The following is a 16,559-nucleotide window of genomic DNA, read 5'->3' on the forward strand; positions in this document are numbered from 1 at the left end:
CTAGTGCTTGGAGACGTCGGTTTGGGAGGCGTGCGCTTCCTTGGTCCACATCAAACACGTCCGCGTTGCCAGCGCCACTTCCTTGCCGTCCTGGTTCCGGCCGGTGTGTTGCATGGTCACCAACCCTTGGCCGGGACGGGACGACGAAAGCCTCTTCCCGGTGACCTCTGTCTCCGTGTACAGCGTATCGCCGTGGTAGAGCGGGTGCGGGAAAGCTACATCCGTCAGCCCCAACTGCGCCACGATGGTGCCCTGGGTCAGCTGGGTCACGGACTGGCCCACCATGACCGACAGCGTAAACATGGAATTCATCAGGCGCTGGCCGAACGGCTGCGTCGAACTCCAGGCTGCGTCCAGATGCAGCGCCTGGGTGTTCATGGTCATGGTGGTGAAGAGGACGTTGTCCGCTTCGGTCACTGTGCGGCCGGGCCTGTGCGCATACACGACGCCCTCTTCCAGTTCGTCAAAATAGAGACCGCGCTGCACCACTACCCGGGTCATACGGTGAGTTCCTGGTCTTCTTCGAACAGTTCCGCACCAGTTGCCGCCACGACGTCGTCCAAGGTGACGTTTGGCGCAAGTTCCCGCAGGACCAGCCGGGGTTCGCCTTCGTCCTTCACAACGTCGATCACGGCAAGGTCGGTGATGATGCGGTCCACGCATCCCTTGCCGGTCAGCGGAAGGGTGCAGTCCTTCACGATTTTCGGGCGGCCGTTACGGTCAACGTGTTCCATCATGACGATCACCTTCTTGGCGCCGAACACCAGGTCCATGGCCCCGCCCATGCCCTTGACCATCTTTCCCGGGATCATCCAGTTGGCGAGGTCGCCGTTGGAGGCCACCTCCATGGCGCCCAGGACGGCGACATCCACGTGGCCGCCGCGGATCATCCCGAACGACGACGCGGAATCGAAGAAAGCTGCGCCGGCGTTCACTGTGACCGTTTCTTTGCCGGCATTGATCACATCGGGGTCGATTTTGTCCTCGGCCGGGTAGGGACCCACGCCCAGAATGCCGTTCTCCGAGTGCAGGATGACCTCTACCCCGTCAGGGATGTAGTTGGGAATCAGGGTGGGCATGCCGATCCCCAGGTTGACGTATTGCCCGTTCTCCAGTTCGCGGGCCACCCGGGCGGCCAGTTCATTCCGCGTCCAGCCTTTGGCGTCGTGATGGTCGACGTCGGCCCTGCGGTATTCGTGCCGCACGGCTTCGGGACGTGGCGGGACATCGTGATACGTGTTCGATTCCATGGTTAGGCTCCTCCCGCCTGCTGCTCCGCCGTGCCTGCGCCGGATGTGTCCGTGACGGATACGGTGCGCTTCTCGATCCGTTTCTCCGGCGTCGGCGATACCACCACGCGCTGGACGAAGATGCCCGGAGTGTGGATGTGTTCGGGATCGAGCTCCCCCGGTTCCACCAGTTCCTCCACTTCGGCGATGGTGGTCTTTGCTGCCATGGCACACAGCGGGTTGAAGTTCATTGCCGTTGCATGGAAGACGAGGTTGCCGTGGCGATCGCCCTTCCAGGCGTGGACAAGTCCAAAGTCCGGGGTCAGGGACTCCTCCAGGACAAAGTCGGCACCGTTGAAGGCGCGCACCTCCTTGGGCGCCGACGCTTTCTCAACGTTCCCGTCGGCGTCGTACTTCTGCGGCAGCCCGCCTTCGGACACCTGGGTGCCCACGCCGGCTTTGGTATAGAAAGCGGGGATCCCGGCGCCGCCGGCACGCAGCTTCTCCGCCAGGGTTCCCTGCGGGGTGAGGACCACCTCCAGTTCACCGGCGAGGTACTGGCGGGCGAATTCCTTGTTCTCGCCCACGTAGGAACTGATGGTTCGCCGGATGCGGCCGTCCTTGAGGAGGATGCCAAGGCCCCAGTCGTCCACGCCGCAGTTGTTGCTGACCGTCTCCAGCCCGGTGGTGCCTTGTTGATGCAGGGCGTCTATCAGCGCGACCGGAATTCCGCACAGTCCGAAGCCACCGACGGCCAGCGAAGCACCGTCCGGGATGTCCTTCACCGCTTCCGCGGCGCTGGCAACAACCTTGTCAATCATCCTTGATCCTTCCCCTGCGGTTAAAGACCCAGCTCGCGGGCGATGAGCATCAATTGAACCTCCGTGGTGCCCTCCCCGACCTCAAGGATCTTGGAGTCCCGGTAATGCCGGGCCACGGTGAATTCGTTGATGAAGCCATACCCGCCGAATACCTGGGTGGCATCCCGCGCGTTGTCCATGGCAGCCTCGCCTGCGACCATCTTAGCGATGGCCGCCTCGGTCTTGAACGGCTTCCCCGCGAGCATCCTGGCCGCTGCGTCGTAGTAGGCAAGACGTGCCGTGTGGGCCCTGGCCTGCATCCGCGCGATCTTGAATTGGATGGCCTGGTACTTGGCGATGTTCTGCCCGAAGGCACTGCGTTCCTTGGCGTATTTCACGGACAGGTCCACGCATCCCTGGGCGGCTCCTGTACCCAAAGCCGCGATCGCGATGCGGCCTTCGTCAAGGATGGAAAGGAAGTTGGCGTAGCCGCGTCCGCGCTCGCCGAGCAGGTTGGATTCGGGAACCCGGACGTTGTCCAGTGTCAACGGGTGGGTGTCCGAAGCGTTCCAGCCCACCTTGTTGTAGGCCTTCTCCGCTTTAAAGCCGGGGGTTTCCGTGGGCACCAGGATGGTGGAGATCTCCTTCTTGATACTGCCGTCCGGGCGTTCTTCCTTGCCGGTGACCGCGGTGACAGTGACCAGCCGGGTGATATCCGTGCCTGAGTTGGTGATGAACTCCTTGTTGCCGTTGATCACCCATTCGCCGGCTTCCAGGTGGGCGTGGGTCTTAGTGCCCCCGGCATCGGATCCGGCTTCGCGTTCGGTCAGCCCGAACCCCGCGAGCGCCTGCCCGGAGGCAAGGGGCGGAAGCCATTGTTCCTTCTGTTCCCCGGTCCCGAACCGGTAGACGGGCATCGCGCCGAGGGACACTCCGGCTTCCAAAGTGATGGCTACCGACTGGTCCACGCGACCCAGTTGTTCCAGGGCCAGTGCGAGCGCGAAGTAGTCCCCGCCCATGCCGCCGTACTCTTCGGGAAAAGGCAGGCCGAAGAGCCCCATCTCCCCCATCTGCTTGATGACCTCGTAGGGGAAGCTGTGTTCTTCGTCGTGCTTGGCCGAGACGGGGGCCACTACTTCATCGGCGAACTCGCGGACGGAGTCACTGAGGTCCTGGTATTCCTCGGAAAGGTCGAAAGTGCTCACGGCTGGGTTTCCTTAGTGGTTGGGACGGCACTGGTCGGGGTGGCATGGATGCTGGCGAGTACCTGGTCTGCCTTGACGAGGTCGCCTGTTGCTACCGTCAGGTGGACTGTTCCATGGACGGAGGCCACCAGTTGGTGCTCCATCTTCATGGCCTCGACGGCGAGGAGTACCTGCCCTTCGGCGACCGTTTCGCCGTCGGAAACGGCAACGGAGACCACCGTTCCGGGCATGGGCGAGCGCACCTCGGGGTCCGCGGTTCCTTCCTCCTGCTGGATTCCGGCCAGCATGCGCTTGAGCTTTTCGGCGCGGTTCAAGACCTCCAGGCGGCAAGACCAGCCGGCGTTTCCGAGGTGGATTCCCCGGTTGTCCCGGCCCAGCGCGTAGGTGAGGTTCACGCCGTCGACGTCCAGGCTGATCCGGTCGTCGGTCCGCTCCACCCCGGTCACTGTGACGGCCTGGCGCCCGACGCCGGGACCGCCGTCGAGCATTACTCTCACCTGGCCGCCGTGGTCAGCTATCGAGGCGGTAGCCACAGAGCCGTCCGGCAGCCCGAACGCGGCTGTCCAAGCCGCCGGCTGCCCTACGCGCCAGGAGTCCGGCAGCGCCCAGGCATCCCCGGCCAGCGGGAAACCGGTCCGCTCAAGCCAGAGCGCAACTCCGGCCGCCGCCACTTCCTCCGGTCCGATGTGGCGGAAGGTCATGCCCGGCAGTTTCCGCTCGATGAGTCCGGTGTCCAGGTGGCCCCCACGGACGTCGGGTTCGTTGATCAGCAGCCGCAGGTACTCCACATTGGTGTCCAGGCCGAGCAGCGTGTAGCGGCCCAACGCGGCATCCAGTTCGTCAAGGGCGGCCGCGCGGTCCGGGCCCCAGGCGATCACTTTGGCAAGCATCGGATCGTAGTCGCCCGTGATGTCGAGCCCTTGCCGCATGGCCGAATCGATCCGGACCGTTGCATCGCCCACCCGGGCTCCGGAGATCCGCCGATCCGGCAGTCCCCGCTCGGCCAGCTGCACAACCCGCCCCATGGACGGCATGAAGTTCCGTTCGGGAACCTCCGCGTAAACCCTCGCCTCTACTGCGTGCCCGTTAAGTACGACGTCGGACTGCGCCAGGGTGAGGACCTCACCTGCAGCGATCCGCACCTGCCATTCCACCAGGTCGATGCCCGTCACGAGTTCCGTCACGGGGTGTTCCACCTGCAGGCGCGTATTCATCTCCATGAAAAAGAACTCGTCAGGATGGTCATCGGACACCAGGAATTCCACGGTGCCGGCACCGCTGTAGTTGACTGACCGGGCCGCGTTGCAGGCGGCTTCTCCGATCCGGGCCCGTTGCGCTTCACCGTCCGGCATGGAACGGAAAAGTGCCGAGGGGGCTTCTTCGATCACCTTCTGGTGCCGGCGCTGCAAGGAACATTCGCGCTCGCCCACATGGATGACGTTCCCGTGGTTGTCTGCCAGGATCTGGACTTCGATGTGGCGGGGGGAACGGACCAAACGTTCCAGGAAAAGGGTGTCGTCGCCAAAGGCGGCCGCCGCGACCCGCCGGGCTGCGGCCAGGGCTGCAGGAAGGTCTTCGGGCCGTTCCACCGCCTGCATACCTTTTCCGCCGCCACCGGCCGACGGTTTGATGAGCAGGGGAAAGCCCACCGATGGTGCGGCGTCAATCAAGTCCTGGTCCGTCAGCCCGGCCTTTGCGATGCCCGGCGTGCAGGGAACGCCGTAGGACATTACGTGGTTCTTGGAACGGATCTTGTCGCCCATCAGTTCGATCGCTTCGATCCCGGGCCCAATGAACACGATGCCGGCGGCATCCAGCGCCTTGGCGAACTCAACGTTTTCGGACAGGAAACCGTATCCCGGGTGCACGGCTTCGGCGTCTGTTTGGCGGCAGGCCTCAATGATCGCGTCGATCTTCAGGTAGCTCTCCGCCGGGGCCGTTCCACCGATGCCCACGGCAGCGTCTGCCATGGCCACGTGCTTGGCGTCCTTGTCCGCATCTGAGTAGACAGCCACGGCCCGGATGCCCATGTGCTGCAGCGTCCGGATGACCCTGCAGGCGATCTCTCCCCTGTTGGCTACCAGGACTGTTGTGAAGGAATGCCGCTCGGCCGGCTCTGCCGGCGCATTCCGGGTTGTGGTGGGCACGGTCATGGTCACATCCTGAAAAGGCCGAAGGAAGTTTCGGGCAGCGGTTGGCGGGAAACGACCTCCAGGGCCATCCCCAGGACCCGGCGGGTGTCGGCGGGGTCGATGATGCCGTCGTCCCAGAGCCGCGCCGTTGAGTAGTAAGGGCTCCCCTGGTCCTCGTATTGCTTTTTGATGGGCGCCTTGAAGGCTTCCTCGTCGTCGGCGGACCACTCCTGGCCCGCGGCCTCCAACTGTTCGCGCTTGACGGTGGCAAGAACGCTGGAAGCCTGGTTTCCGCCCATTACGGAAATACGGGCTGCCGGCCACATCCACAGGAACCGTGGCGAGTAGGCCCTGCCGCACATGGAGTAGTTGCCCGCCCCGAAGCTGCCGCCGATCACTACCGTCAGTTTCGGAACCCGGGCTGTGGCAACCGCAGTGACCATCTTGGCGCCGTTCTTCGCTATGCCGCCCTGTTCATAGTCCTTGCCCACCATGAACCCGGAAAGGTTCTGCAGGAAGATCAAGGGAATTCCACGCTGGTCACAGAGTTCAATGAAGTGCGCCCCCTTGAGTGAGGACTCGCTGAACAGCACGCCGTTGTTGGCCACGATGCCCACGGGGTGTCCGTGCAGATGCGCAAAACCCGTCACCAACGTTGTCCCGTAGTTCTTCTTGAACTCATGGAATTCGGAACCGTCCACGATCCTGGCAATGACTTCGCGAACGTCGTACTGCGCGTTGACGTCGGTCGGAACCACGCCGTAGATACCGGACGGTTCGACGACGGGCGGCAGGACGACGTCGAGCACGTCCCAGGCCGGCGGGGCCGGCTGTGGCAACGTCGCCACGATGTCGCGGACAATTTCGAGCGCGTGCTGGTCGTTCTCGGCCAGGTGGTCCGCTACGCCGGATACCTTGGCGTGAACGTCCCCGCCACCGAGTTCTTCCGCCGTGACGATCTCTCCGATGGCTGCCTTCACCAGCGGCGGTCCGCCAAGGAAGATGGTGCCCTGGTTCCGCACAATGACCGTCTCATCGCTCATCGCCGGGACGTAGGCGCCACCGGCCGTGCAGGAACCCATCACGGAGGCGATCTGTGGAATCTTGGCCGCCGACATGCGCGCCTGGTTGTAGAAGATCCGGCCAAAGTGTTCCTTGTCCGGGAACACCTCGTCCTGCTTGGGCAGGAAAGCTCCCCCGGAGTCCACAAGGTAGATGCACGGCAGCTTGTTCTCCAGTGCGATCTCCTGCGCCCGAAGGTGCTTCTTCACCGTCATGGGATAGTAGGTTCCGCCCTTGACGGTGGCGTCGTTGGAGATGACCAGCACATGCCGGCCATGAACCAGCCCGATGCCTGCGATGACCCCGGCGCCGGGAGAATCGTCGTTGTACATGCCGTTGGCCGCCAGCGGCGCAATCTCCAGGAACGGGCTGCCCTCGTCCAGCAGGTAGTCGATGCGCTCCCTGGGAAGGAGTTTTCCACGGGAAATGTGGCGCTCGCGGGACTTGGGCGGGCCGCCCAGCGCAGTGGTTGCGAGGCGCTCCTTAAGTTCATCCACCAGCTTGCGCTGGGCTTCCTCGTTGGCGGCAAAGGTGCTCGTGGCAGCCCCTGCAACGCTGGCTATCGTCTCCATCGACTACAGTCCCATTCCGGTCCGAACGGTGTCAGATCCACGTCATTTCGGTTAGTGCCTCATAACTGAAATTTAGGTTAGTCTTGATTAACTGTGATGTCCAGCACGTACTGCGGGCGGCGAGGAGGAAACTGTGACCCAGCATGCTCAAGCAACCCAGCGCAGCCAGGCAACACAGCGCAGCCAAGCAACCCAGCGCAGCCAGGCAACACAGCGCAGCCAGGCAACACAGCGCAGCCAGGCAACACAGCGCAGCCAAGCCACCCAGCGCAGCCAGGCCAAGGAAGAGCGGCGCGTGGCGTTGCTTTCCGCCGCTGCCGGCCTCTTCGCGGAGAACGGATTCGCCAGGGTTTCCCTTGAGGATCTCGGCGCCGCCGCGGGCGTCAGCGGACCTGCCGTGTACCGGCACTTCCCCGGCAAGCAGGCCGTGTTGGGCGAGCTCCTCCTGAGCGTCAGCCGCGAGCTGCAGCACGGTGGGCTCAAGGTGGTGGCCGAAGCCGGGAATGCGCTTGCGGCCTTGGAAGGCCTGGTTGCCTTCCACGTGGACTTTGCCCTGCGGAATCCGGACGTCATCAGGGTCCAGGACCGCGATTTCGGAAGCCTCAGCGAAGCTGACCAGGCGGAGGTCCGGGCCCTCCAGCGAGGCTATGTGGAGACGTGGGTTGATGTCCTCAAGGAGGTGCATCCCGGCAGCGATCCCGCCGAGCTTCGGGTCCGCGCGCATGCCGCTTTCGGCCTGATCAATTCCACCCCGCATTCCGTCCGCCAGCATGGCAGGAAGATCGCCGTGAAGTCTGCCCGACCGGTCCTTGAACGGATGGCACTGGCGGCCGCAACTGTTGGAACGCCGGCGGGCTGACGAACTGCCTTCCAGGACCCGCTCTGCCTTCCAGGACCCGCCCTGCCCTTCCTAGGACTCACAGGGCCAGCTTGAAGTATGTCCCCGCCCATGGGCCGCCCCCTAGGGTTGTAGACAGCTTTGAAACGTCACACCTGATCATCAAAGGAGAACCCCATGAAGATTGCTGTCACCGGTGGAAGCGGAAAGTTGGGCAGGAGCGTCGTGCGGAGGCTGACAGAGGATGGCCACCAAGTGTTCAACCTCGACCGGGACGGTGAGCGGGGTCCTGGATACGTCAGCGTCGACCTGCGCAACTACGGCCAGGTGGTGGACGTGATCCTTGGGCTCGACGACCGGCACGACGGTCTGGATGCGATCGTCCACCTAGGGGCCATCCCGGCCCCCGGGCTGGCCCCCGACTCCGCGATCTTCGAGAACAACATGCTCTCCACCTACAACGTGTTCCAGTCAGCACGCCGTGCAGGCATCAAGAAGGTCGTCTACGCCTCCAGCGAGACAGTGCTTGGCCTACCCTTCGATGCGCCGCCGCCCTACATCCCGGTGGATGAGGAATACGACGCCCGGCCCGAAAGCACGTATTCGCTGGTCAAGCACCTGGAAGAGCAGATGGCCATCCAACTCACCCGCTGGGACCCTGAGCTCAGCATCACGGCCCTGCGTTTTTCGAATGTCATGGATCCTGAAGACTACGCCGCGTTCCCGTCCTTCGACGCTGACGCGACCCGGCGTAAGTGGAACCTTTGGGGCTACATCGACGCCCGCGACGGCGCCCAGGCCGTGGCCCGCGCCCTCGAGGTTGCCCCGCCAGGGTTCGAACGGTTCATCATCGCCGCGGCAGACACCGTCATGAGCCGGAGCAGTGCCGAACTTACCGCGGAAGTCTTTCCCGGCGTCGACGTCGTCAAGGAACTGCAGCCGCACGAAACGATGCTGTCCATCGACAAGGCCCGGAGGCTCTTGGGATTCGAACCCGAACACAGCTGGCGGGACACCCACCAGGCAAGCTAGACCATGGTCAGCACCATCGCCGGGTCGGAAAGGATCGCGCCGAGGTCGGCCAGGAACCGCGAACCCTGTTCCCCGTCCACCAGGCGGTGGTCGAAGGACAGGCTGAGCGACATCACCTGGCGGACCACCAGTTCGTCGTCCACCACCCACGGCGCTTTCCGCACCGCTCCCAACGCCACAATGGCCGCTTCGCCCGGGTTGAGGATGGGCGTCCCGGCGTCAATGCCGAAGACGCCTATGTTGGTGATGGAGATCGTGCCGCCCGACAGATCCGCCGGGGATGTCTTCCCTGCCCGGGCAGTGTCCGTCAGTTCGGACAACTGAACGGCGAGCTCACGCAGCGGCAACTGCTCCGCATCCTTGATGTTCGGCACCGTCAGGCCGCGTGGAGTAGCGGCCGCGATGCCGAGGTTGACGTAGTGGTACTGGACAATCTCCTGCTTCTCATCGTCCCAGTGCGTATTGAGGGTGGGGTTGTTCCGCAGCGCAATCAGCACGGCCTTTGCCGCGATGGTGAGCGGGGTCAACTTCACGCCGTCGAACGCTCTGTTGCTCTTTAGCCGGGCCAGCAACTCCATGGTTGGAGTGACATCCACGGTCAGGAACTCCGTGACGTGCGGTGCGGTGAAGGCGCTTTGCACCATGGCAGCCGCGCTGAACTTGCGTACGCCCTTGACCGGGGTCCGGGTTTCCCGGCCGCCGGCGGCCGGCGCCGTGGGGGCCTGTGCGTCCGGTGCCGGTGCGCCCGCAAAGTTCTGTACATCCTCGCGGGTGATCAGCCCGTGCGGGCCGGTTCCGGTGACGCGCTCCAGATCGACGCCGAGGTCCCGGGCCAGTTTGCGGACAGGCGGCGTGGAACGTGGCCGCTCCCCGACGGCGGTTTCCCCTGCCCGGGGAGCAACCGCCGGGGCAGCAGCGCGGGCACGCCTCGCGGGCCGCCCGGAATGCTCGACGACGGCGCCGTAACCTACCAGGTTCGGCTCGCGTTTGGCGGGACCGGCCGGAGATTCGGCGTCCGTCGCCTCTGCGCCCTGGGCAGCTCCGGCGTCGTCCACTTCGAACGAGACAATCGGCTTGCCCACCTCAACCACCGTGCCGGGTTCCTCATGCAAAGCCGCTACCACTCCCGCAAACGGGGACGGAAGTTCCACCACTGCCTTGGCCGTCTCAACCTCGGCAATGACCTGGTTGAGGCTGACGGTATCCCCCACCGCCACTTTCCAGCTAAGGATCTCGGACTCCGTGAGGCCCTCGCCGAGGTCCGGCAGCTTGAATTCCTTGATCATGGTGGCGCTCATCCTTCCAGTCCACTCAACGAGTTGGGGCGGCCCAGCGCGCGATCAACGCCATCCAGGATCCGGTCCAGGTCCGGCAGATGGTGCATTTCGAGCTTGGAATAGGGGTAGGGAACGTCGAAGCCAGTGACCCGCACCGGCGCTGTTTCGAGGTAGTTGAAGCAGCGCTCCGTGATGCTGGCCGCGATCTCGGCACCCAGGCCGCCGGATTGGGCTGCCTCATGCGTAATGACCAGGCGGCCGGTCTTGCGGACCGACGCCTCGACCACGGGATAGTCCACCGGCGCCAAGGACCGAAGATCGATGACTTCCACCGAGGTTCCCTCGTCCGCCGCTGCCTGCGCGGCATCCCTGGCCGTCTTGACCAAGGGACCGTAGGCCACCAGGGTGACGTCCGTGCCGGCGTTCACCACGGCTGCCTTGTCCATGGGAAGTGCCGAGGAGAGGTCCGCGGCCTCATCCACATCGCCCTTGTCGTGATAGCGGCGCTTGGGTTCGAAGTACAGCACCGGGTCATCCGAGGCGATGGCCTGCTGGATCATGGTGTAGGCATCCTGCGGATTGGATACGGCCACCACCCGCAGCCCGGAAGTGTGGGTGAAATAGGCCTCCGGGGACTCCGAGTGGTGCTCCGGAGACCCTATGCCGCCACCGAAGGGAACCCGGATGGTGATGGGCATTTTGACCCTGCCCTGCGTCCGGTAGTGCATCTTGGCCACCTGGCTGACGATCTGGTCGAAAGCAGGGTAGATAAAACCGTCGAACTGGATCTCGCACACAGGGCGGTAGCCGCGGTAGGCAAGGCCGACTGCCGTGCCCACGATGCCCGACTCCGCCAGCGGCGAATCGATGACGCGGTGCCGCCCGAAGTCTTTCTGGAGTCCGTCGGTGACCCGGAAAACACCTCCGAGGGTACCGATGTCCTCGCCGATGAGAACTACCTTGGGATCGTTTTCCAATGACTTGCGGAGCCCTGCGTTGATGGCCCGGGCAAAAGTGAGCTTGGACATCAGCGGGCACCTTCCTCGACGGTGTTGAAGCTGTTCAGGTAGCGCGAATAGTGGTCCTTCTGCCGTTCAATCCAAGGGTTGGGCGTGCTGTAGACGTGGTTGAAAACATCCAGGGGTTGGGGATCCGGCATGGTGATGCAACTGGTCCTCAATTCGGTTCCCACGGCGTCGGCCTTCGCTTTGACCTGTGCTTCAAGTTCCTCCGTCAGCAGGCCCTTGGCATCGAGCAGCCTGCGAATGCGGAGGATGGGATCCTTCGCTGCCCAGTCTTCCAGTTCGTTCGCGTCCCGGTAACGGGTGGGGTCGTCCGCCGTCGTGTGCGGACCCATGCGGTACGTGACCGCTTCTATGAACGTCGGCCCACCGCCCTTGCGTGCCCTGTCCAGCGCCACCCGGGTGGCTGCCATGACGGCCAGGACGTCGTTGCCGTCAACCCGCATGCTGGGAATGCCGAAACCGGTGGGACGGTCCGCCAGCTGGACGTGGGACTGTACGCGCACGGGCTCGGAAATGGCCCAGTGGTTGTTCTGGCAGAAGAACACCACGGGGGCCTGGAAGCTGGCGGCGAAGACCATGGCCTCGTTGACGTCGCCTTCACTGGTAGCGCCGTCGCCGAAGTAGGCCATGACCGCGGAGCTGGCGCCGTCCAGCTGAACGCCCATCGCATAGCCGGTGGCGTGCAGGCTCTGGGACCCGATGATGATTTGGGGGGTGGCCATGTTGATCCGCTGCGGATCCCAGCTGTATAAAGCGTTGCCGCGCCAGACCTTGGCGATCTCGGACACGTGGGCGCCGCGTACGTACGCCACGCCGCTCTCGCGGTAGCTGGGAAAGACGAAATCTTCGTCACGAAGGGCCCGGCTGGAACCAATCTGCGATGCTTCCTGGCCGAGCAGGGGCGGCCATAGGGCCAGTTCACCTTGGCGTTGCAGTGCGGTGGCCTCGGCGTCGATGCGGCGGATGACAGTCATGTCCTCAAAGAGGGAACAAAGCTGTTCGTCTCCGATGTCCTTGATCCAGAGATCGAACTCGGGATGGCTTATCCGCTCCCCCTCCGGGGAGACCAGTTGCAGCATCCCGCCGCCGGTCCGCAAGGGATTGTGTCCGCTGAGTCCCGGGTCCGGAGCAGTGGTGCCTGCGTCCGTTCCCGCCTTGTCCGTCAACATTGGTGATCGCGACCTTCCGGCTCGTATTCGTCGGCCCGCGCGGGACTTGTGATCCAGCCGCAGACCGGCCCCCGGGCTCCTTCGCCCGGGTTATTTGTGACCCTACTCACAAAGGGCATGGGGTACAACTACCCTGCTGGAAATTGAGCATCCTGCCATGTTTGTCCCTTCAGGCCCGTGCTAATCTTGCGCATTATGCAACCACTGGATGGCACCGATACCCGTCTCCTCTCGGCCATGGCGAAGGACCCGCGGGGAACAGTGGTCGCCCTGGCCCAAAAGCTCGGCCTCTCCAGAAACACCGTCCAGGCGCGCATGGCACAGCTTGAGAAGAAGCACGCCTTCCTGTCCTTCGAACGGCGCATCAATCCGGTCGCGCTGGGGTACCCGCTCACAGCCTTCATCAGCGTCCACGTGCAGCAGCAGAAACTGGCAACGCTGGCGAAGGACCTGGCCGATATCCCGGAAATCCTGGAAGGCTTCGGCCTGACCGGTTCGGCTGACCTGCTGTTGCGGGTGGTGGCCTTGGACGCGGAGGACCTCTTCAGGATCAACGGCAAGATCCTGGCCTGCGACGGCGTTGAGCGCACGGATACAGCGCTGGCCATGCGGGAGATGATTCCCTACCGGGTCCAGCCGCTTCTGGGAAGGCGCTCGGAAGGGTAGCAGTCACTCTTGCCCGGACTGTCAGGATGCTGTTTGATTCAAAGGAAAGCATCGGGGGCTGCCGGAAGTTCCCGGCCACAAAGGTGGCGCGGAAGCAGGCTGCTGAAAGGGGTCCGAGAGTGAGTAATCCACAAGAGCCCAACGGACAAGGCGATGTTCCACGGAATCCCAATCCGGCGGGTCCGTACCCGCCGCCATCAGGCAACCCCGCACAGTCCGGGACGCCTCCGCAGTGGCAACAGCCGCCGTCGTACGCAGCTCCGCAGGGAAGTCCCGCGGGAGGCGCACCCAACTACGGAAGTCCAAACCCCTACCCCCAACAAGGGCAAGGGCAATACCCGCCCCAACCAGGCCAGTACCCGCCGGGGCAGTACGGGCAGCCGTCCGCTCCTCCTGCCAAGAAGCGGAAGACGCTATGGATCGTCCTGGGCATCGTAGCCGGCGTGATCGTCCTCGCCGTGGTGGGGGTGTTGGTGCTCGTGAACGTCGTTGGCAACGCGACGTCGAAGGCGCGCGGGCTGGCCGACGAGTTCACCAAACTGGTTGTGGCCGGCGATACCGAGGAAGCCTACGACGACTACCTCCACCAGGCCCTCAAGGACGAACTGGACAAGCAGTCGTTCATTGACGGCATTGCAAGCCTGGAACTGGATAACTCCTGCAAGCCCAACTACAACTCCGTCAGCGTGAACAACAACAACGGGAACAACAAGGCCGATCTCTCCGGGACGCTGCAGTGCGACGGCAAGACGATCAACCTCCACTATGTCTTCGAGGGCACGAACGACCTCAAAATGAGCAGTATCCGCCTGCGCCCATAGCATCGGGGATCATGGAGCCATGGATCCCGTTGAGGCGCTCGATGAAATTTCCTTCTGGCTGGAACGCAGCCTCGCACCGACGTTCAAAGTGCAGGCCTTCAGGAAAGCGGCCGACGTCGTGCGGCAGCTGCCGCCCGGCGAGCTGCCGCGCCTGATCGCGTCCGGCCGCTTGACGAGCCTCAAGGGGGTTGGCAACCGCAGCGCGGAAGTCATTTCGCAGGCCATGGAAGACCGCGTTCCGGACTACTTGGCCGACCTCCGCGAGCGGGGCAGCGAACCGCTCGCCGCCGGTGGCCATGGGCTTGCTTCGGCCCTGCGCGGCGACCTGCACAGCCACAGCAACTGGTCCGACGGCGGATCGCCGATCGAAACAATGGTGGCGGCAGCCCGCACCCTGGGCCGCGAGTACCTCGCACTGACGGACCACTCCCCCAACCTCACGATTGCCAACGGCCTGAGCGCGGAACGCCTCGACCGGCAATTGGGAATAGTGGAGGAGGTCAACGCCGGCCAGGACGGGTTCCGGCTGCTCAACGGCATCGAAGTGGACATCCTGGAAGACGGAACCCTGGACCAGACGCCGGAAATGCTGGAACGGCTGGATGTGGTGGTGGCCAGCGTCCATTCCAAGCTGCGCTCCGATTCGAAGACCATGACACAGCGCATGCTCGGCGGCATCAGCGACCCCCACACCAACGTCCTGGGCCATTGCACCGGGCGGCTGGTCCAGGGTTCGCGCGGCACCAGGCCCGAATCCGAGTTCGACGCCGCAAAGGTCTTCAAGGAATGTGCCGAATGGGGAGTAGCGGTGGAGATCAATTCCCGGCCGGAGCGCCAGGACCCGCCCGAGCGGCTCATCCAGATGGCCCTTGATGCAGGGTGCTTCTTCAGCATCGACAGTGACGCCCATGCTCCCGGCCAGCTGGACTTCCTGCAATACGGTGCGGAGCGGGCAGAGGCCGCCGGTGTTCCCCGGGAAAGGATCGTAACAACTTGGCCGCTGGCGCAGTTGCGGGAATGGCTGGCCTTAAAGAGGTAGCGACGCTCAAAGAAGCAGTGCCCCTCCGCCCGAAGGCATGAGGGGCACTGCTTCCACAGCGTGACCGCGATGGTTTAGTGGATCAATGGTCTACCGCTTTCTCGGCTCCGACGCCGGTCAGCGAGCGCACCTCCATTTCGGCCTGCTTGGCAGCGTCTTCACGCCGCTTGTCCAGGACGGTACCCAACCAGCCCAGGAAGAAGGCCAACGGTATGGAGACGATACCGGGGTTGCTGAGCGGGAAGAACGCGAAGTTGGCGCCCTGGATCATGGAGGTCTTGGCACCGGACACCACCGGCGAGAAGGTGATCAGCAGGATGGCTGAGGCCAGCCCGCCGTACATGCTCCACACCGCACCTTGCGTGGTGAACTTCCGCCAGAACAGGGAGTAGACAATGGTGGGCAGGTTGGCCGAGGCAGCGACCGCGAAGGCCAGTGCCACCAGGAAGGCAACGTTCTGTCCGTTGGCGAAGATTCCGCCGAGGATTGCCAGGATGCCGATGACCACCACGGTGCGCCGTGCAACCTTCACTTCCGTGGTGGCGTCGGCTTTGCCCTTGGAGATGACGTTGGCGTAGATATCGTGGGCGAACGATGCCGCCGCCGTGATGGTGAGGCCGGCAACCACCGCGAGGATGGTGGCGAAAGCGACGGCCGAGATAAAGCCCAGCAGCAGCGGCCCGCCCAGGTGGAAGGCCAGCAGCGGAGCCGCGGAGTTCACGCCGCCCGGGGCAGACTTGATGGTCTCCGCGCCCACCAGGGCTGCGGCACCATAACCCAGCACCAGGGTGAAGAGGTAGAAGAGGCCGATCAACCAGATGGACCACACCACGGACTTACGCGCTTCCTTGGCCGTGGGAACGGTGTAGAAGCGCATCAGGACGTGCGGCAGTGCTGCCGTGCCGAGGACCAACGCCAGGCCAAGGGACATGAAGTCGAGCTTGGAGGTGTCCGACTTACCGTACTGCAGGCCGGGGTTCAGGATTGCGGGATTGTTGGCGGCTTCCGCTGCCGATCCCAGGAGGTTGGACAGGTTGAAGCCGTAGATGGAAAGCACCCAGGCTGTCATGACGGCCGCGCCGGCGATGAGCAGGATGGCCTTGATGATCTGCACCCAGGTGGTGCCCTTCATGCCGCCGATCAGGACGTACATGATCATGAGGGCGCCGACGACGATGATCACCAGCGCCTGGCCGCCCCAGTCGCTGATGCCCAGCAGCAGCGAAATCAGGCTGCCTGCTCCGGCCATCTGGGCCAGCAGGTAGAAGAAGCAGACCGCCAGCGTCGAGAGCGCAGCGGCAATCCGGACCGGCCGCTGGCGGAGGCGGAAGGACAGGACGTCGGCCATGGTGAACTTACCGGTGTTCCGCAGCAGCTCTGCCACAAGCAGCAGGGCAACCAGCCAGGCCACAAGGAACCCGATCGAGTAAAGGAATCCGTCATAACCGTTGATGGCGATCGCGCCGGTGATGCCGAGGAACGAGGCCGCCGAAAGGTAGTCGCCGGCGATGGCCGTTCCGTTCTGGGAGCCCGTGAAGGAACGTCCGGCGGCGTAGTAGTCGGCCGCAGTCTTGTTGTTCCTGCTGGCACGGAAGACGATCACCATGGTGACCGCAACGAAGAGGGCGAAGATGCCCATGTTCAAGAGTGTGGTGTCTTTGAGTGCAGCAACTTCCACTGCAGGGACCATGG

Annotated in this window: 15 protein-coding genes; 5 read left to right on the top strand and 10 right to left on the bottom strand. The window is 63.9% G+C overall.

Features of this window, described 5'->3' with window-relative positions; genetic code table 11:
• The 6 genes from HMI59_RS14160 to HMI59_RS14185 are packed head-to-tail and all read right to left on the bottom strand — an operon-like array spanning position 1 to position 7,000.
• The gene (locus HMI59_RS14160) at positions 1-501 is read right to left on the bottom strand and encodes a MaoC family dehydratase (RefSeq protein ID WP_166183944.1); all 501 of its coding nucleotides are present in this window, start codon (positions 499-501) and stop codon (positions 1-3) included.
• The gene (locus tag HMI59_RS14165; protein WP_166183943.1) at positions 498-1,250 is read right to left on the bottom strand and encodes a CoA transferase subunit B; all 753 of its coding nucleotides are present in this window, start codon (positions 1,248-1,250) and stop codon (positions 498-500) included. The genes HMI59_RS14160 and HMI59_RS14165 overlap by 4 nt, the downstream gene beginning before the upstream one ends.
• 2 nt (positions 1,251-1,252) lie before the next feature.
• The gene (locus HMI59_RS14170; RefSeq protein ID WP_021472598.1) at positions 1,253-2,050 is read right to left on the bottom strand and encodes a CoA transferase subunit A; all 798 of its coding nucleotides are present in this window, start codon (positions 2,048-2,050) and stop codon (positions 1,253-1,255) included.
• 20 nt (positions 2,051-2,070) lie between these two features.
• On the bottom strand, positions 2,071-3,234 hold the full coding sequence (locus tag HMI59_RS14175; RefSeq protein WP_166183939.1) for an acyl-CoA dehydrogenase family protein: 1,164 nt from the start codon (positions 3,232-3,234) through the stop codon (positions 2,071-2,073).
• The gene (locus tag HMI59_RS14180) at positions 3,231-5,387 is read right to left on the bottom strand and encodes a biotin carboxylase N-terminal domain-containing protein (protein WP_193591653.1); all 2,157 of its coding nucleotides are present in this window, start codon (positions 5,385-5,387) and stop codon (positions 3,231-3,233) included. The genes HMI59_RS14175 and HMI59_RS14180 overlap by 4 nt, the downstream gene beginning before the upstream one ends.
• A gap of 2 nt (positions 5,388-5,389) precedes the next feature.
• Positions 5,390-7,000, bottom strand: a complete 1,611-nt coding sequence (locus tag HMI59_RS14185; RefSeq protein WP_193591654.1) for a carboxyl transferase domain-containing protein — start codon at positions 6,998-7,000, stop codon at positions 5,390-5,392.
• A 133-nt stretch (positions 7,001-7,133) separates the two neighbouring features.
• On the opposite strand from HMI59_RS14185, the gene HMI59_RS14190 reads away from it, so the two are divergent.
• Both HMI59_RS14190 and HMI59_RS14195 read left to right on the top strand, forming a co-directional pair.
• A complete protein-coding gene (locus tag HMI59_RS14190; protein ID WP_193591655.1) occupies positions 7,134-7,859 on the top strand; it encodes a TetR/AcrR family transcriptional regulator in 726 nt (241 codons plus the stop codon).
• Positions 7,860-8,015: 156 nt separating this feature from the next.
• A complete protein-coding gene (locus HMI59_RS14195) occupies positions 8,016-8,870 on the top strand; it encodes an NAD(P)-dependent oxidoreductase (RefSeq protein WP_193591656.1) in 855 nt (284 codons plus the stop codon).
• Here the strand turns inward: HMI59_RS14195 and HMI59_RS14200 are convergent.
• The 3 genes from HMI59_RS14200 to pdhA are packed head-to-tail and all read right to left on the bottom strand — an operon-like array spanning position 8,867 to position 12,341.
• Positions 8,867-10,168 (bottom strand): dihydrolipoamide acetyltransferase family protein, encoded by a 1,302-nt coding sequence (locus HMI59_RS14200; protein WP_193591657.1) that lies wholly within the window; start codon positions 10,166-10,168, stop codon positions 8,867-8,869. The genes HMI59_RS14195 and HMI59_RS14200 overlap by 4 nt on opposite strands.
• Complete coding sequence (locus tag HMI59_RS14205; protein ID WP_166183927.1) at positions 10,165-11,175, bottom strand: alpha-ketoacid dehydrogenase subunit beta; 1,011 nt, start codon at positions 11,173-11,175, stop codon at positions 10,165-10,167. Before HMI59_RS14205 ends, HMI59_RS14200 begins: the two co-directional genes overlap by 4 nt.
• Positions 11,175-12,341, bottom strand: a complete 1,167-nt coding sequence (gene pdhA, locus HMI59_RS14210; RefSeq protein ID WP_021472590.1) for a pyruvate dehydrogenase (acetyl-transferring) E1 component subunit alpha — start codon at positions 12,339-12,341, stop codon at positions 11,175-11,177. Before pdhA ends, HMI59_RS14205 begins: the two co-directional genes overlap by 1 nt.
• A 195-nt stretch (positions 12,342-12,536) precedes the next feature.
• On the opposite strand from pdhA, the gene HMI59_RS14215 reads away from it, so the two are divergent.
• The 3 genes from HMI59_RS14215 (at position 12,537) to HMI59_RS14225 (ending at position 14,867) form a co-directional block, all read left to right on the top strand.
• Positions 12,537-13,007, top strand: coding sequence for an Lrp/AsnC family transcriptional regulator (locus HMI59_RS14215; protein WP_031216615.1), 471 nt, complete (start codon positions 12,537-12,539; stop codon positions 13,005-13,007).
• 119 nt (positions 13,008-13,126) lie between these two features.
• Entirely contained in the window at positions 13,127-13,828 is a 702-nt protein-coding gene (locus HMI59_RS25715) for a hypothetical protein (protein ID WP_227471395.1), read from the top strand.
• A 19-nt stretch (positions 13,829-13,847) separates the two neighbouring features.
• Positions 13,848-14,867: a PHP domain-containing protein gene (locus HMI59_RS14225; protein ID WP_193591658.1), complete on the top strand. Its 1,020-nt coding sequence runs from the start codon at positions 13,848-13,850 to the stop codon at positions 14,865-14,867.
• Positions 14,868-14,949: 82 nt separating this feature from the next.
• Here the strand turns inward: HMI59_RS14225 and HMI59_RS14230 are convergent, their stop codons facing one another.
• Positions 14,950-16,557 (bottom strand): cation acetate symporter, encoded by a 1,608-nt coding sequence (locus HMI59_RS14230; protein ID WP_031216614.1) that lies wholly within the window; start codon positions 16,555-16,557, stop codon positions 14,950-14,952.
• Positions 16,558-16,559 lie beyond the last annotated feature (2 nt).

It is taken from the genome of Paenarthrobacter sp. YJN-5, assembly GCF_015040095.1.
Lineage (GTDB): Bacteria > Actinomycetota > Actinomycetes > Actinomycetales > Micrococcaceae > Arthrobacter > Arthrobacter ureafaciens.

Bases quoted from the DNA above. Each gene is read 5' to 3' on its own strand.
- HMI59_RS14165 (WP_166183943.1), bottom strand. From the start codon at position 1,250: ATGGAATCGAACACGTATCACGATGTCCCGCCACGTCCCGAAGCCGTG.
- HMI59_RS14195 (WP_193591656.1), top strand. From the start codon at position 8,016: ATGAAGATTGCTGTCACCGGTGGAAGCGGAAAGTTGGGCAGGAGCGTC.
- HMI59_RS14160 (WP_166183944.1), bottom strand. From the start codon at position 501: ATGACCCGGGTAGTGGTGCAGCGCGGTCTCTATTTTGACGAACTGGAA.
- HMI59_RS14205 (WP_166183927.1), bottom strand. From the start codon at position 11,175: ATGTCCAAGCTCACTTTTGCCCGGGCCATCAACGCAGGGCTCCGCAAG.
- HMI59_RS14185 (WP_193591654.1), bottom strand. From the start codon at position 7,000: ATGGAGACGATAGCCAGCGTTGCAGGGGCTGCCACGAGCACCTTTGCC.
- HMI59_RS14200 (WP_193591657.1), bottom strand. From the start codon at position 10,168: ATGAGCGCCACCATGATCAAGGAATTCAAGCTGCCGGACCTCGGCGAG.
- HMI59_RS14230 (WP_031216614.1), bottom strand. From the start codon at position 16,557: ATGGTCCCTGCAGTGGAAGTTGCTGCACTCAAAGACACCACACTCTTG.
- HMI59_RS14225 (WP_193591658.1), top strand. From the start codon at position 13,848: ATGGATCCCGTTGAGGCGCTCGATGAAATTTCCTTCTGGCTGGAACGC.
- HMI59_RS14215 (WP_031216615.1), top strand. From the start codon at position 12,537: ATGCAACCACTGGATGGCACCGATACCCGTCTCCTCTCGGCCATGGCG.
- pdhA (WP_021472590.1), bottom strand. From the start codon at position 12,341: ATGTTGACGGACAAGGCGGGAACGGACGCAGGCACCACTGCTCCGGAC.
- HMI59_RS14170 (WP_021472598.1), bottom strand. From the start codon at position 2,050: ATGATTGACAAGGTTGTTGCCAGCGCCGCGGAAGCGGTGAAGGACATC.
- HMI59_RS14180 (WP_193591653.1), bottom strand. From the start codon at position 5,387: ATGACCGTGCCCACCACAACCCGGAATGCGCCGGCAGAGCCGGCCGAG.